15 protein-coding genes are annotated in these 14,442 nt (G+C 59.5%); 3 read left to right on the top strand and 12 right to left on the bottom strand.

The window, feature by feature from the left end:
• Positions 1-38 precede the first annotated feature (38 nt).
• Genes IEW09_RS03865 through IEW09_RS03845 form a run of 5 tightly spaced genes read right to left on the bottom strand, consistent with a single transcriptional unit; the run spans position 39 to position 3,638 of the window.
• Positions 39-548: a hypothetical protein gene (locus IEW09_RS03865; protein ID WP_188552810.1), complete on the bottom strand. Its 510-nt coding sequence runs from the start codon at positions 546-548 to the stop codon at positions 39-41.
• Positions 545-1,495 carry a heme-binding domain-containing protein gene (locus IEW09_RS03860; protein ID WP_188552809.1) on the bottom strand — a complete coding sequence of 317 codons (951 nt, stop codon included), beginning with the start codon at positions 1,493-1,495 and terminating at the stop codon, positions 545-547. Before IEW09_RS03860 ends, IEW09_RS03865 begins: the two co-directional genes overlap by 4 nt.
• A gap of 29 nt (positions 1,496-1,524) precedes the next feature.
• A complete protein-coding gene (gene miaA / locus IEW09_RS03855; RefSeq protein ID WP_188552808.1) occupies positions 1,525-2,457 on the bottom strand; it encodes a tRNA (adenosine(37)-N6)-dimethylallyltransferase MiaA in 933 nt (310 codons plus the stop codon).
• A complete protein-coding gene (locus IEW09_RS03850; RefSeq protein WP_188552807.1) occupies positions 2,451-2,609 on the bottom strand; it encodes a hypothetical protein in 159 nt (52 codons plus the stop codon). Before IEW09_RS03850 ends, miaA begins: the two co-directional genes overlap by 7 nt.
• Before the next feature lie 6 nt (positions 2,610-2,615).
• Positions 2,616-3,638: an energy transducer TonB family protein gene (locus IEW09_RS03845; RefSeq protein ID WP_188552806.1), complete on the bottom strand. Its 1,023-nt coding sequence runs from the start codon at positions 3,636-3,638 to the stop codon at positions 2,616-2,618.
• A 153-nt stretch (positions 3,639-3,791) separates the two neighbouring features.
• Between IEW09_RS03845 and IEW09_RS03840 the strand changes: the two genes are divergently transcribed.
• On the top strand, positions 3,792-4,304 hold the full coding sequence (locus IEW09_RS03840; protein ID WP_188552805.1) for a MogA/MoaB family molybdenum cofactor biosynthesis protein: 513 nt from the start codon (positions 3,792-3,794) through the stop codon (positions 4,302-4,304).
• A gap of 14 nt (positions 4,305-4,318) precedes the next feature.
• Positions 4,319-4,975 (top strand): YqaA family protein, encoded by a 657-nt coding sequence (locus IEW09_RS03835; RefSeq protein WP_188552804.1) that lies wholly within the window; start codon positions 4,319-4,321, stop codon positions 4,973-4,975.
• A 147-nt stretch (positions 4,976-5,122) separates the two neighbouring features.
• Here IEW09_RS03835 and IEW09_RS03830 read toward each other — a convergent pair whose 3' ends face one another.
• Positions 5,123-5,671 (bottom strand): DUF6580 family putative transport protein, encoded by a 549-nt coding sequence (locus tag IEW09_RS03830; protein ID WP_188552803.1) that lies wholly within the window; start codon positions 5,669-5,671, stop codon positions 5,123-5,125.
• A 199-nt stretch (positions 5,672-5,870) separates the two neighbouring features.
• On the opposite strand from IEW09_RS03830, the gene IEW09_RS03825 reads away from it, so the two are divergent.
• Positions 5,871-7,151 carry a hypothetical protein gene (locus tag IEW09_RS03825; protein WP_188552802.1) on the top strand — a complete coding sequence of 427 codons (1,281 nt, stop codon included), beginning with the start codon at positions 5,871-5,873 and terminating at the stop codon, positions 7,149-7,151.
• On the opposite strand, the gene IEW09_RS03820 is transcribed toward IEW09_RS03825, so the two are convergent.
• The 6 genes from IEW09_RS03820 to pyrR form a co-directional block, all read right to left on the bottom strand.
• The gene (locus IEW09_RS03820; protein ID WP_188552801.1) at positions 7,152-9,866 is read right to left on the bottom strand and encodes a TonB-dependent receptor; all 2,715 of its coding nucleotides are present in this window, start codon (positions 9,864-9,866) and stop codon (positions 7,152-7,154) included. It abuts the gene before it with no gap.
• 155 nt (positions 9,867-10,021) lie between these two features.
• Positions 10,022-10,327 carry a carboxymuconolactone decarboxylase family protein gene (locus IEW09_RS03815; RefSeq protein ID WP_188552800.1) on the bottom strand — a complete coding sequence of 102 codons (306 nt, stop codon included), beginning with the start codon at positions 10,325-10,327 and terminating at the stop codon, positions 10,022-10,024.
• 101 nt (positions 10,328-10,428) lie between these two features.
• Positions 10,429-11,502, bottom strand: coding sequence for a metal-dependent hydrolase (locus IEW09_RS03810; protein ID WP_188552799.1), 1,074 nt, complete (start codon positions 11,500-11,502; stop codon positions 10,429-10,431).
• A gap of 35 nt (positions 11,503-11,537) precedes the next feature.
• The gene (locus IEW09_RS03805) at positions 11,538-12,842 is read right to left on the bottom strand and encodes a dihydroorotase (RefSeq protein ID WP_188552798.1); all 1,305 of its coding nucleotides are present in this window, start codon (positions 12,840-12,842) and stop codon (positions 11,538-11,540) included.
• Positions 12,839-13,849: an aspartate carbamoyltransferase catalytic subunit gene (locus IEW09_RS03800; RefSeq protein ID WP_229739119.1), complete on the bottom strand. Its 1,011-nt coding sequence runs from the start codon at positions 13,847-13,849 to the stop codon at positions 12,839-12,841. The genes IEW09_RS03805 and IEW09_RS03800 overlap by 4 nt, the downstream gene beginning before the upstream one ends.
• Positions 13,849-14,436 (bottom strand): bifunctional pyr operon transcriptional regulator/uracil phosphoribosyltransferase PyrR, encoded by a 588-nt coding sequence (gene pyrR, locus IEW09_RS03795; RefSeq protein WP_308420527.1) that lies wholly within the window; start codon positions 14,434-14,436, stop codon positions 13,849-13,851. Before pyrR ends, IEW09_RS03800 begins: the two co-directional genes overlap by 1 nt.
• Positions 14,437-14,442: the final 6 nt, after the last annotated feature.

Here is a 14,442-nt window from a genome sequence, read left to right as displayed (position 1 = left end):
TAAAAGAAATCGTTCTAGTGTTATGCAGCGTGCAGTCGTCAGGGCATGACGGCTGCACGCTGCGAGATAAGATACTGTGCCTGCGGCGTCGGCGTGGGGGCCTGCTGCTCGAGAGTCTGTTTGAGCGGCGTGCCTTCATACGATTCGTAGGTGTACGACGTCCGATGATCGGCGCCGGCCTTCACGATGACGTACTCGACGGATTTAACCTTTGCCGGTATCCTCGCACCGAACCAGCGCGGATCTTCCTGCTGCGTCCAAGTGACGAGAGAGAGCGTCGAGCCAATGGGATAGTCCTGCTGCTGGCTGGTGCGGGCGTACTGAACGGCGATATCGTTGCCGAAGAGCGTGGACATGGTTCCATGCTGTTTGTCGATCCATGAAGTGATGACTCTGTCCTGCAATGGATTGGAGGGAAGATTGCCGGGCAACGCGGCGCTCTTATTCAGCGTCGCCACGACGGGGGGATAAGGATTTGAGCAACCGAGAATGCTGAGGATGCTCAACGAAAATACTGTGCCGAGAAGATAGCTCCTCTGCGCTCTCACTGCTGGCCTCCGATCGGCAGGGTGTAGACATAGTCGCTGTTGCGTACCGGAGCATGGCAATTGATGCATTCACTGGTGAAGGCCGCGTCTTTTCCATAAGGGACGAGGTCGGCTCCGCGCCATCTCGCCCATCCCCAGCCTTTGGTGGAGGCGTATTTGTCGCTGTCGCGAATCATGAACTCTACCTGGATAAAAGCTCCGGTCCGGATGATGCCCTTGCCATCGGGTAGTTGCCGCCACGCAACCTTAGCGAAGGCAGTTCCATCGGGCCACGGGTTGATGTGGTTTTCTGCGATGGCCTTAACCGCGATGTCGTTGCCGAGGATCTCGCGCATGGTGTGGTTGTCGAAGCGGTCGGTGCAGCTGATGACCTTCCAGTTTCTGTAATCGGGCATGAACTCGATGCCATTGGGAGAGGGATGCACATCGGGGACTACGCTGCTTGCCTGAATCCATCGCTCGTAGCCTGCGTCGGCTGCGCTTGTATTGGCTGCACCGGTTGGAGCCGGTGGGTTGAGCCATGACTTCAATACCGCCATCTGCGCCAGCGTCACTCTCGATCCGGGATGCACGCGACGATACGACGGCAGAGGCATTGCGCCGGTTTGAATGTTGCTGATGGCCTCGAAGAGAAGCCCTTTTTGCTGCGCGACGCGAAGTTTGCCGATCTCGGAGAAGTTCAGGTGCTTGCGCGCCTCTTTAACATCGCTGGTGGCAATCCAGTATGCCGGCGCAACCTCGTCGAACCATGGCAGCTTCGTCTCGTTCGAGTGGCAGCTATAGCACGAGGTTTTGAGAATCTGTTTCACCTCCGGCGGCGCCTGAAGGTCAGCCGTTACTGGAGGGTTCTTCAACTCTGGCCGAATAAACTGGATGCCGATAAAAACTACTCCCAATATCACTGCCGTCTTGATGAGCCTAAGGCGCTCAGACGATGTCATAGCCATGCATGTTCCCTACATTCAATTTGTGGCACTTATTTGTTGAGATGCAAGGAAACGAGCTGATGGGCTTGCTCAACGATATCTTGTTGATTTCCAAAGCCTTTAAGCCAGTGAATTTCGGTATCGCGGCGGAACCAGGTAGCCTGGCGCTTGGCATAGTTGCGATGCCCCTGCTGAGCCTGTGTGACTGCCTGCTCGCGAGTGAGCTCGTTGCGGATAACGGCTGCGGCCTCGGCATACCCTAGCGAGGTAAGCGGACGGCAGTCACGGCCGTATCGCTCGATGAGGCGCTCAGTCTCTTCGATGAGGCCGCCGTCGAACATGGCCGCGGCACGCTGGTTGATGCGCTCGTAGAGCAGCGGGCGGGGCGGTTCGAGGCCGAGGCGAAGGATTTCGTATCCGGTGAGCGCATCGCGGCCCTTCTGCCATTGCTCGGTCAAAGGCTGTTTGGCGGCGAGCGATACTTCGATGGCGCGAACGACTTTGGAGACATCGTTGGCATGGATGGCCGCGGCGGCGGTCGGGTCAAGGCGGGTGAGCAGACGATGAAGGTAGGCTGGGCCGCGCGTCTCAGCCCGACGGCGAAGGACTTCGCGACGGCCGGGATGGGTGGGCGGTGAAGGGAAGAGGCCGTCGATGAGAGCGCGGAGGTAAAGGCCGGTGCCACCGGCGACGATGGGGAGATGGCCGCGCTCGGTGATGCCTGCGAGGGCTTCGCGTGCCTGTCGGCTGTAGTCTCCGGCGGTACAGGCCTCGTCGGGCCACGCGATGTCGATCATGTGATGCGGAATGAGGGAGCGCTCTTCGAGCGATGGCTTGGCCGTGCCGATCTCCATCTCGCGATAGACGGCGACCGAGTCGCAGCTTACGATCTCGCCGTTGAATTCCTCGGCAAGACGCAACGCAAGCGAGGTCTTTCCGCTGGCGGTGGGGCCGACGAGAACGATGAGCGGGTTGATCACCATAGCCGCCACCAGCCGGGGGTGAAGACGTGGTGTGCGCGAATCAGGCTGAAGAGGAGCACGACGGCTGCGAGCAGAAGCAGAGCACGGAGCTGGCGGCGGCGCTCCTGCTGTCGCGGCTGCTCCGGCCTCTGCTGTGAGGTAGGCGCGGGCATGTCTGTCTACTCGGGATTCTTATTGACGAGGTAGTGGATGCGCAGCTCGAGGTTCGGGCCGTGGAACTCCTTGGGCAGCGGCGGGAACTGGCCTACTCCTGTGATGGAGCCCCAGGCAGCGCGGTCGATGGCCTGGTCGTGCGTGGAGCCGTCGAGGGTCATGGCCCCGATGCGGCCGTCAGGCAAGATGGTGAAACGGATGAGGGTTTCGCCCTGCTTGTTGAGCGGAGGCCGCGCTTCCTCGGGGATGAGCGGAAGCCAGGTGTGGTAGATCTCGTAGATGATCCGCTTGAGGTAGGGGTTAAAGTCGACCCCCATGGTATCGGAGAGGATGTCGACGCCGGTGTTGAGGCCCTGATGCGCTACGGGGATGCCGGTGCCAAAGTCGCCATCACCACGATTTTGTGCTGCTGCCTGAGCCGCATTGCGGATGGTCTCACCGGCACTCTGATTCGGGTTGCCGAAGTTTGGCCGCGTAGGCGCGGGCTTCGGAGCGTCGACAATCGCATCCTGCTGGGGGTGAATTGGCTGCGGCTGCGGGGTTGGAGGAGTCTGCTGCCGGGCCTGCTGCGGCGCAGGTTGTTGCGCTGCCGGCGCGGGGGTTGGAGCGGGAGGGGCCGGGGCAGGTCGCGCTTTCTCCATGGCCTGAAGCTGCTTTAACGTCTTTTGATCGATCGTCGGCTTTGGCGTCTTGACCGGCTTTTGCGGCAGCGCCTTCGAGATGTCGCTTGGCGTATTGAGATAGGTGATGTTCTTGTCCCGCTCTTTGAGAACCGACATCGGATCGATGACACGGGGCTGGTGGAAGATGACGCGCGGGCCATAGAAGAGGAACCATGCCAGGGCAAGATAGACGATAACGGAGATATAGATGGACTCGCGGAAGCGGGCGCGGGAGCGCTCGTCATCCAGCGAATCAAGCAGATGGATGAGTTCGTGTTCTTCGAGTTCGCCGAAACGTCCGGAGCGCACCTTGACCGGTGTAGTTGGCGGCGGGACGGAATGAGGCGGTGTTTCGACAGGTGGCATTGATTATGTGTTGAGACGGCTCCACGGAGTGAAAGTTGCGCCTCAGAAGATGATTGACCAGGAAATGAACCTGGATTGCACAGTTCTTTCTATTTTCTCATTGTTTAGAGCGATGGACTTGGTCGCAGGAGGTCTGCGCCGTAAACTGTACGGGTGAATCAAGGGTTTTCTGCCGATACACGTGCGGTTGTGCTCACGGTCAGCGATCGCTGCTCCAGGGGCGAACAGGTCGATGTCTCCGGGCCAGCCGTCGCCCGGTTGCTGAAGGCCGCTGGAATTAGTGCAGTATCCATGCGAATCCTGCCCGATGAGATGGATGCAATCATCACGGCCCTGCGGCACTATGCGCGTAATGCGCAGCTGATTGTCACCACCGGAGGGACAGGGCTGGCGGCACGGGACGTGACCCCGGACGCTACCCGGCTGGTGTGCGAGCGGCTGGTTGAGGGCATAGCGGAACGGATGCGGGCTGATGGCCTGCAACACACTCCATTCGCGGCGCTTAGTCGTGCAGTTTGTGGGATTACAGGAAAGACTCTGGTTGTGAATCTGCCGGGAAGTCCAGCAGGGGCGGAGAGCTCGCTGCGATCGGTGCTTCCGCTGCTGCCGCATGCCCTGGCTCTGTTGGCGGGAGACACGGCGCATCTTGCGTCCAATGCAGGATAGAATAAGGTTTCCTCGTGAAAATCCATCCGGTTGCACTCTTTCATAAGCTGAACACCGCGCTGCTTGTCCTGATGAAGCCTTTGGGAGCCTGGGGACTAGGCGCGCTGGCGATCGTCGATACGTCTTCGATTCCCGTGCCGATCGATGCGCTGGTGATCGACTACGTGGCGCACGATCACGATAAGTTCCTTCTTTACTGCCTGATGGCTGCCATGGGCTCAGCCATCGGAAGCATGGTCCCTTACTACTTTGGCCGTGCCGGAGGCGAGCTCTTCCTGCTGAAGCGCATTAATCGGCATCGCTACGAGGCCTTGCGCGATAAGTTTGAGCGGCAGGAGTTTCTGGCGATCATGATTCCGGCGATGATGCCCCCTCCTATGCCGGTGAAAGTAATCGAGTTCGCGGCGGGTGTCTTTGAGATGAAGCCGCTGCTGTACTTTGGCGCGATCTTTGCCGGTAAGTTTGTGCGCTTTGGTCTGGAAGGACTGATCACCCTCCTCTACGGACCCGCCATTCTCAGTACTATCGGCGTGGCCTTTCATGAGCATCTTGGCTATGTGCTTGGTTTTATTGGAATTATTGTCGGATTGCTGGTATTTTTCATCGTTCGCAAGCTCTTCGCAAAGCGGCGGGGAACACAGTTTCCGGCAGAAGACAGCCCCTCGGAGTAGTCACCGCTTAGCGCCCCGGTGTGTCGTACGGTTTGTGCAGTCACAAGGTAAGTGACGAAATTGCCATTTCATTGCACAGAGTTGTCCCAAAATGGGAACAGGGCTGCGAAGTTCGCAGCCCCGTTTTCTTTATAGAAGAGTTTGATCTTAGGCGATGTGGTTGCCGTGCATCTCGTCCATGGTCTGGGCGATGCTCCGAACCAGAGCGGGAAGGCCAAAAAGAGCCCCTGCGGTGATGGCGGTGGAGATCAAATCATTGGCATAAAAGGGGATGGCCGCGATATAGCAGGCGCTGAGACCGGCAGCCGTGTGCGGATACATGATGCTGCCCATCCAGACAGCCAGGTTGCTGAAGATAAAGAACGACGTAGCCGAAGCCAGAACGCCAGCAGTCACGCGCAGAACCGAGGGCTTGCCGCTCAACATCTGGTGCCCCAGCAGGCAGATCGCGCCGTACCAGATCCAAGTGACGAGATAGGCGCTGGTGTGGAAGGCATAGCCATAGGCAAAGACGGTGAGGTAGTAGTCGACTCCCATTAAGGCAAGGACAGCGATGATGGCCTGCCAGCGGCTGCGGCGCGCTCCGAAGTAGAGAAGACCGCCGCCGACCGCGGTAAAACCGATGGCGGTGGTGTGGAACAGGTGCGGCAGCAAGCGGCTGAAGACGGCAAAGAGCAGAACGAGATAGGCGACCATGATGAACCTCTGTTTCAGGAAAAGCTGTGATCTCGATTGTCGGCTTTTGAAAGAGCGCGGTCAAGATTTCAGGGCCTGGGGTGGATGAAGAGGAGCATCAAGCCGTCTCGACGCATCTTGCGCCGCAACGTGTCTGCGTATCTGTTGCTTGCTTCGCCCAAACCCTTTATATCTTTGAAGACCATAAAAGAGAGTTTTCGTGAAACTTCAACTCGATGAAATTGTGGAGCATCCGGACGTCGACCTGGTTCTACGCACGCTGGAGCATTCTCTCCGCGAAGTCTCGCTTGAGACCGTCCGCGATGGAGATGAACTTACCGTCTACGGCCTCGGACCTTCGTTCCGGACGATGAATCGCAATGACAAGACCATCGTTCAAGCGGCATCTCGGCCAACTGCCACCGCGCTCCATATCGATGCAAACTTTCTGGCCTCTGCCCTGGTGGGTGACATCTCCCAAGGAGATATCGTTCGCTCCAAGATCGAGCGGGCGTTTACATCCCTGAGGACCGAGCTCAATTGCGATGTCATCTCCTCCGAGTTGATCTCTTCCAAACCAGACTCAGAGACATCACAGGCCGACGAGCCGGAGCCGGTCGCTGCCGTCGACACGATGGCACCAATCATCGCCGAAATAACTTCGCCTGCTCCCGTCGATGTGGAACCGGAACCTCTTCCGCCGGTGGAGCACGAGCCAAGTATTCCGGCACGGCCAGCCACCGAATCCTCCATCGAGCTAGAGCCGAGATCAGAGCCGGAGCCAAAGCCTGAATCGAAGAGCGACGAGCCTGTATTGATCGCAGCGCGCCAATCCTTATCTACTCCATCTAGTCCATCTACTCCCCCTACTTTACCTACTCCACCTTTAACGAAGATAGGAGAAGTCTCGGACAAGAAGGCGCGCTCCATAACTCTATTGCTGCTGCCTGTGCTGGTCCTTCTTCTGGTTGTCGCAGGCTACTTTGTGCAGCGTCGCGCTGCATTGCAAAATCTCTTGGCATCAAAATCAGAGGTGCAAGCCAGTGTCCCCAGCGCAGAAGACACCGCCGCGGCAAAGGTGCCTCCAGCGCCACCCGCACCCGCCGTATCAGCGCCACCCGTGCCTGCTGCGATGCCCAGAGATATCAAGGCATGGGTCGAAGCGTGGGCTGCCGCAATGGGCACGAGCGATGTAGAGTCTCAACTCTCGTTTTATGCGACTCCCCTCGACCGCTATTTTCTCAGTGCGGGAGTCAGCAAAGAACAGCTACTCAAAGACAAGCAGTCCGAGATTGATAGCCGAAAAGGACCGATTACGTTTAAGGCCGAAAAGGTCGTGGTGGAGAAAGAGACACCGACGAACGCTGTCGTTACCCTCATCAAACACATCACCGTAGAGCTTCCCTCATCGACCATCGAGGAGCAGCACCTCAAGACGCAGCTCAAGCTGAAGCTCGTCGATGGTGGGTGGAAGATAACATCGGAGCGCATCATCGGCTGATTAGAAGCTGTAGCGTACACCTGCCTCGACGCGGCGACCGTTATCTGCTGCATAGGGACGACCAAAGAGCGGGGAACCGAGGACACCGCCTACGCTGGTGACGTTTTCGTGGTTGAGCAGGTTTGAACTGCGCACGTTGAACGTCAACGACTGCGGATGGTCAGCCTTGGGGTTGTTCAGCTGGAACTTGCGCTCGATGTTCGTGTCCATATGAACCGTCCACGGAGTTCGTCCAGCATTACGTGGAAAGGCACCGATGCCTCCGCTCGACACCAACAGCCCCCATTGCGTGGGGATAGCATTGGGATCGCCCGCGGGAGCGTACTGTGGACGGTCGTTGAAGTTACCGTCGCCGTTGTTGTCGAAGCCGGTGGTGATGTTGTAGGGGATGCCGCTCTGGACTTGCAGGTTGGTGCTCAGCTGGAGCTTCTCCGGCAACTTAAGCATTCCGTTGCCGAAGATCTGCCAGCGGCCCTGACCGTTTCGCGGCGCGAACTCACCTGCGTCTGTGCGCGAGCTCTGCGGAGTAAAGAAAGTGTCGTCGTTGGTGTTGTCGATCAGGTCGACGCGGACGGCACCGAAGAAGAAGTTTAGGTGCTTCAGCTCATGCTGGTTGATACCGAAGAACTCCACGTTGGCTTTGCCCTGACCACTGTTGGCGGCCTGCAGGATGTTGAGATTAGGTGCGATTGGACGCGGACCGGTAGGGTTATCGTTGAGCGGTGAGTTGATGTTGAGGGTGCGCGTATAGTTCCAGATGCGGCCCCAGTAGACGTCGGTGTTGACTGACCAACCGTGCGGGAAGGTGTGGGTGCCGCCCAGATTATCGATCACATAGGTGATGTTTTGCAGGTGCGGCGAGGCCTGGCGGATGGAGTGGATGACGGTCGCGCCGTCGAAGGGATCGTTGTAGATGGGGTTGTAGACGGTGCTGGTGATGCGATGGACGCCGTCTTCGCGTTGCAGCTCCTGGTAGTCGGAGGTTCCGTACTGTCCGGTGAAGAGGCCGATGTGCGCGTGCAGTTGCCACTTCTCCTTTTTATCGGGCGACCATGCGATGCCGAGGCGCGGCGTGGCTCCGTTCATGGTGAGCGGTGAGGTTTGCAAGTAGTAGCGGAAGCCCATGGCGATTTGCAGCTTTGGCCGTACCTTCCACGTGTCCTGAATGTAGAGCGCGTTGCGTACCTGGGTGAAGTTGACCTGCGGAGTTCCGGTTACGTTGTTGAAGGCTGTGGGTGTTCCGCCAGCGAGGCCGAGCTTAGCACGGCGATATTGCTCGAGGCCTGAGATGATCTCGGTCTGGCCGGGGATGGGGTTGCCGCTGGCATCGAGCACAGGCGCGCTGCCGCCGCCGAAGGTATAGAGGCCGTTGAAGTTTGTGGTGAGCTGATCGCTCACGTTATACATCTTGAACTGCGTGCCGATCTTGAGCAGATGCTTCGCTGTGCTGAGGATGGCGTCGTCGTCGGCCTCGATCTCAAAGGTGTGCAGCCGCTGCTGGCCGATGGACGCGCCGCCGCTGGTGAAGGCGCCTGCAACCTGTACCTGTGGCGTTGTCGCACTGGGCACATCGGTCTCGCCGGTCCAGTCGAAGGCGAGACGCGCCTCATGCATCAGCTTGGGTGAGACGGTGGTGACGTTCAACAGGCGCAGGGTGTGGTCGTAGGTTCCGCTGCTGTAGCCGGTCTCAGCCAAGGATGTTCCGCCGACGCCTACGTTCTGCGAATGATTGACGTTGCCGTTATACGAGGTGGTGAAGGTGTTCTTCTCGTTGAGCTGCCAGCCGAGACGCGCTGTTGCCAGCCAGAGCTGCTGCGGCGCGGCGACGTTGGCGATGGTGTTTTGCTGGTTGCCCTGGTCGTCGAGTGTAATGGCGTTGACGACGGCATAGTTGTCGATAGTGCGGTGCTCTAATGTGAGCGCGAAGTCACTACCTTTTTTGCGCACCGGGCCGTTCAATTCGAAGCCGTAACGCTGCTTACCCAGTGCTGCGCGGCTGGTGGAAAAGGGATCGCGGGCGTTCATCCAGGGGCTGCCGTTGGTGGTGAAGAGTGCGCCGTGAAATACGCTTTGACCGGGCCTGGTGTAGACCTCGACGCGACCGCCGTCGAACGGTGGCTGACGATACTCTGCGGAGAAGAGGTCGGGATTGACCTTGATGTACGCGATAGAGCTCTTAGGCGGAAGCGGCGCAGAGCTTTGGAAGCCGTCCACGGTGATGGTGGTGTTGGCGGCGAGGCCACCGCTGGTCGCGGCCAGTTGTTGCAGCTCGCGCTTAAGGTCGTCGGGATCGTCGGCGAGCGTGCTGAGCTGATCACCTGCAATGGTTTGAGAGGTGCCGCTGGCCGCGGCGTTTACTTCATTGCCGCTGTCTTCGCCGACGTTGACGGACGTAGTCACATCTTCGGGCTGCAGAATAACGACCAGTTCTGTCTTGGGTTGCGGTACATGCACTTTGATATCTTTGGCCGCGAAGCTGGTGGCGCTGACTTGCAGGTCGTGCTGACCGGCGGCGGCACAGGCAAATCGAAACTGACCGGCATCGCCACTCTGCGTTGTCTCACCTCCGTCAAGCGTGACGCTGGCTCCGGGGATGATTGCACCCGTGGTGTCTCGTACGGTGCCGGCCACTTTGGAGCCGCTGCACGGGGTCTGCGCCGACAGATTTAAGCACAGCAGTATCGCGCACGCCGCCGAGGCATGAAGTATCTTCATATGCGTCCTTTCGATAGGGAGCAGGCACCTGCTCCTTGCAACTATCAATACGCAGCGATGCGTTCCGCAGTTCCCGAAATCGCCACGAGCCGGACGAAAACCAGATCTTCTGAGCTAACTGTTTTGGTTCCTTCTTTAAGCAGCTTAAAGATTGATCAGCTCTTAAACAGGTGCGTTGCGTGAGTGATGGCGGCACCAGCACGCATTGCAGCGGCCACTGCAGCAGTCTCCGCAAGCATCTGGTCGGTCGCGCCGGCGTCGCGCGCCGCCTTGGTGTGCAACTCGATGCAGTAAGGACACTGGGTTGTCAGCGCAACTGCAACAGCCATCAACTGCTTATGCAGTACATCGATTGTGCCTTCGGTGAAGACGGCCTTGTCGAAGGCCCAGAAGGCTTTCATCGCGTCCGGCGCGTTTTCGTCCAGCCGCTTCAATTTGGTGAGATTTTTCATGTCGAACATGCTGCACCTCGGATTTGAAAATTGGCCCACGTGCGGACTCTCGCCATAAGAGTCAGTCGACAGAAGATAAGTTACAGCATACTGATTGGCTTAGTGTCAGTTTAATGCTGGATGCGGCCGTCCATCTCCATGCGGGTGACGCGATGGGCAGCGTCGAGGGTAACGGTGCCGGAGAGTGGCGGGGCTTCGGCGTTTTCGCGGCCTTGTGTGAATAAGGTGTCGTACTGGAAGCGGAGATCGCGGAAGGTTACGGTGACCACTCCGGTGACGGGGTCGGTGTCAGATTGCGTGACGAGAGGAATCGCAGACCAGTCGAGATAAACATGGCCGAGCCAGCTCTGTTTGGCGGCGAGTGTGACGGCTGTCTCCGCTGGCTTGTAGAAGATGTCGGAGTTCGCGCTGGTGGCTACGGTATTGATGAAGGTATCGACGGTGCCTAACTGATAGAAGTTAGGCGTGTCGACGACGACCTGCCAGCGAAAAGGATTGGTGGGGTAGGGTTCGGCATAGACGTGGAGAATTTGCACGTTGCCGGGATCGGGGCCGAAGTCCTGACTGTTGAGGGTGAGTTGAATGGCCTGTTGCTGCTCGACGGCGCGCCAGCCCCACAGGGCGACGATGGCGATGAGCGCGGCGATGGCCCAGCCGCGTCCGCGAAACGTCGGCTTGCGTGCGCCTACTTCGCTGTTGACGAGGCCGAAGAGAGCGGGGGCGATGAGTGCGATCAGAAGAAGGGCAAAGATGACGGGTTCGAAGATGAAGACTAGCGAGCCTGCATACCAGTGCGGATTAAAAGGGAAGAAGGGACGAATGCCGTAGTTGTTTGTCCAGTCGAGCAGCAGATGACTGAATAACGCGATGAGTGCGAAGCCGTAGAGCAGGCCCCAGCGCACGGGAGCGGATTGCTTTGTGGGTTTATTGCGACGAAGACGCCAGCGATGGAAGAGATAGACGGCACCGACGACGACGGCTGCTTCGAGAGGGAGGCCCAGGAACGTGTGCGTCCATCCGCGATGATGCTGGAAGGCGGCGATAGGACCACGGATGGACCATAGTGTGTCGAGGTCAGGCGCCTCGGCGGCAAGCGTCATGGCCAGCGTAGCGTAGGCGGCCTTGCGGTTGAAGCCGCTGCGGGCGAGGACGGCTCCGGTCATCAGGTGCGTGATGGGGTCCATGGGGTTCCAGCATATCGCGGCTGGCCTGCCCACGTTTATTGACGAAAGACGATGCGGCCTTCACTGATGGTCGCGTGAACGCGTCCGAGCATGGGTGCGCCGTCGAAGGGAGTGTTCTTCGACTTCGAGCGCGACTGCTTTGCGGCGAAGCTCCACGAGGCTGCGGGGTCGAAGATCACTATATCGGCGAAGCTGCCGACGGAGAGCGAGCCTCTGCCGGAGAGCGATACGATTCCTGCGGGAGCGGCGCTCATGAGCGCGAGGATCTTGCTCAGCGACAAGCCCTGTCCCCGATGCAGAACGCGCAACGCCAGGCCCAGCGCGGTCTCAAGACCGGTGATGCCGTTGGGAGCGCGTTCGAACTCCTGCTCCTTCTCGTGTGCGGCGTGCGGAGCGTGGTCAGTGGCGATGCAGTCGACTGTGCCATCGGCCAGTCCGGCGAGGACGGCTTGACGATCGACCTCGGCGCGCAGGGGAGGATTCATTTTGGCGTTGGTGTCGTAGTCGCCGATGGCCTCGTCGGTGAGGGTGAAGTGATGCGGCGCGGCCTCGCAGGTGACGTGCAGCCCCTGAGCCTTCGCCTCGCGAATGGCATCGAGAGCACGGCCTGTCGAGACATGCTGCACATGCAGATGAGGACGCAGCCCTTCGGAATTTTCGATCTCCTGCAACAGGCGAATGTCGCGCTCTACGATCCGCGACTCGGCTTCGACGGTCATGCCGCGCAGGCCAAGTCGAAACGCTACGGTGCCGTAGTTCATGCTGCATCCACCGGTGAGATGCGTGTCTTCGGCGTGCTGCGAGACGGGCACGCCCAACCGTGCGGCGGCAACGAGCGCCTCGCGCATGATGGCGTCTTCGAGGATGGGCTTGCCGTCGTCGGTGAAGCCCACGGCTCCGGCCTTGTGCAGCGCAGCAAAATCAGTCAGCGTGGCTCCCATGCTGCCCATGGTGGCGGCGGGCATGGCAAAGAGTTTCACAACAGAGCCGCGTTCGGGTGCGAGCATCCATTCGAGCCCGGCTACGGAGTCATTCACGGGAATCGTGTTAGGCATGGCGACGACGGTGGTGAAGCCGCCTGCTGCTGCCGCTGCTGTTCCTGTGGCGATGGTCTCCTTGTAGGTCTGACCCGGCTCGCGCAGGTGGACGTGAACATCAACCAGCCCGGGCGCAACCACCAGGCCGGAGGCGTCAATCGTCTCTGCGACTTCGGCGTTTTTCAAACTGCCGGGCTTTTCGATTGCGGCGATCTTTCCATCGCAAAGCAAAAGGTCGCGGGCTTCGTCGAGGCCGTTTGCCGGATCGATCACGCGGCCGTTCAGAATCAATATGCCACTCATACAGTTACACTCTCGAATCCACCGGCGTTCAGGGCACGGAGCAGCAGGGCCGAGCGTACGGAGAGTCCGTTGCTCACCTGCAGCTCGATTGCGGAGTTGGGGCCGTCGGCCACATCACCCGCAATCTCCAGCCCGCGAATCATGGGGCCGGGATGCATCACCAGAGCGTCGGGCGCTTGTGCGGCGAGACGCTCGCCATTCAACTGGTAGCGGGCAATGTAGTCAGCGAGGTCAAGCTCAAGTCCAGCCAGGCGCTCTTTTTGAATGCGCAGCATCATAGCTACTTGCGAGCGTCGCAGAGCCGCATCGAAGTCGCGCACAATCTCTACGCCAGAGCCGAGGCCGAGTGCCGTTTCAGGCAGCAGTTGTTCCGGCCCACAGAGTAGAACCTTTGCGCCGAGTTGCGGCAGGAGCAGTGCATTCGACCGCGCTACGCGACTGTGCAGAATGTCTCCGGTGATGACGACGGTTACGCCGTCAAGGCTCTTCGCGTTCGCCTTTGCGGCGTTGCGGCCTGGGAGCCGCATCAGCATCGTGCGTGCATCGAGCAGCGCCTGCGATGGATGCTCGTGCATGCCGTCGCCCGCATTCAGAACGGGCAGCCCTGTCTCTCGCGCCAGCACGAACGGAGCGCCCGACGATGGATGGCGGAGGATGACGCACTCGGCACCGAGAGCACGCAGGGTGAGGCCGGTGTCCTTGAGGCTCTCGCCTTTTTCGATGGACGAAGACTTGTCGCTGACGAGGGTAGTGGTTGCGCCGAGCGACTTTGCCGCCAGTTCGAAGGAGGTACGTGTTCGCGTGCTCGACTCGTAGAAGAGAAGGGCGATGCGACGGCCCGCCAGCAGAGCTACGCGCTGGGCATGGGGCATCTGCTCAAGCCGTGTGGTGACTGTCAATATGGCGGAGACGTCCGCCACGGAGAGGTCGGCCACGCTCAACAGCGAGCCGGGGGCGTAGTGAAAGATTTTCTTTGAGCCTTGCGATTCCTGCGTCATCGATGCGATCAATCCACCAACTCGACCAGCAGCACCTGCTCCTGCTCGTCGATCTCTTTGAGCTTCACCTCGATGATTTCGCGTTTCGAGGTCGGGATGGTGCGGCCCACGAAGGTCGCTTGAATGGGCAGCTCGCGGTGGCCACGGTCGATCAGAGCCAACAGTTGCACGCTACGAGGACGGCCGTGGTCGAACAGAGCGTCGAGCGCCGCACGAATCGTGCGCCCGGTGTAGAGAACATCGTCTACCAGCACGATGTCGCGGCCAGTCACGTCGAAACCGATGTCGCCGGGAGCGACCTTTGGCCGAGCTCCATCGGTCGAGAGGTCGTCGCGGTAGAAGCTAATGTCGAGTATGCCGGTGTCGACAGGACATTTTTCGATCTTCGAGATCAGCGAGCCCAGCCGCTGGGCCAGGGGAACGCCGCGCCGCTTGATGCCGACCAGCCCGAGGTTGTCGCAGCCATCGTGCTTTTCGACGATCTCGTGGGCGAGGCGCACCAGCGTCCGTTCAATCTCGGAGGCCGACATGAGTCGGCCCTTCTCGCGTATCTTGGGTTTGCTATCGGGCTTCGTGTTATCGATGGTTTCACTCATAGCGAT

The sequence above is a fragment of the Edaphobacter dinghuensis genome (assembly GCF_014640335.1).
Lineage (GTDB): Bacteria > Acidobacteriota > Terriglobia > Terriglobales > Acidobacteriaceae > Edaphobacter > Edaphobacter dinghuensis.
This window is presented reverse-complemented; position numbering and strand designations above follow the sequence as displayed.

Excerpts from the sequence above, each read along its gene's own strand:
- IEW09_RS03860 (WP_188552809.1), bottom strand. The coding sequence starts at position 1,495 with ATGGCTATGACATCGTCTGAGCGCCTTAGGCTCATCAAGACGGCAGTG.
- miaA (WP_188552808.1), bottom strand. The coding sequence starts at position 2,457 with ATGGTGATCAACCCGCTCATCGTTCTCGTCGGCCCCACCGCCAGCGGA.
- IEW09_RS03850 (WP_188552807.1), bottom strand. The coding sequence starts at position 2,609 with ATGCCCGCGCCTACCTCACAGCAGAGGCCGGAGCAGCCGCGACAGCAG.
- IEW09_RS03845 (WP_188552806.1), bottom strand. The coding sequence starts at position 3,638 with ATGCCACCTGTCGAAACACCGCCTCATTCCGTCCCGCCGCCAACTACA.
- IEW09_RS03830 (WP_188552803.1), bottom strand. The coding sequence starts at position 5,671 with ATGGTCGCCTATCTCGTTCTGCTCTTTGCCGTCTTCAGCCGCTTGCTG.
- IEW09_RS03820 (WP_188552801.1), bottom strand. The coding sequence starts at position 9,866 with ATGAAGATACTTCATGCCTCGGCGGCGTGCGCGATACTGCTGTGCTTA.
- IEW09_RS03815 (WP_188552800.1), bottom strand. The coding sequence starts at position 10,327 with ATGTTCGACATGAAAAATCTCACCAAATTGAAGCGGCTGGACGAAAAC.
- IEW09_RS03810 (WP_188552799.1), bottom strand. The coding sequence starts at position 11,502 with ATGGACCCCATCACGCACCTGATGACCGGAGCCGTCCTCGCCCGCAGC.
- IEW09_RS03805 (WP_188552798.1), bottom strand. The coding sequence starts at position 12,842 with ATGAGTGGCATATTGATTCTGAACGGCCGCGTGATCGATCCGGCAAAC.
- pyrR (WP_308420527.1), bottom strand. The coding sequence starts at position 14,436 with ATGAGTGAAACCATCGATAACACGAAGCCCGATAGCAAACCCAAGATA.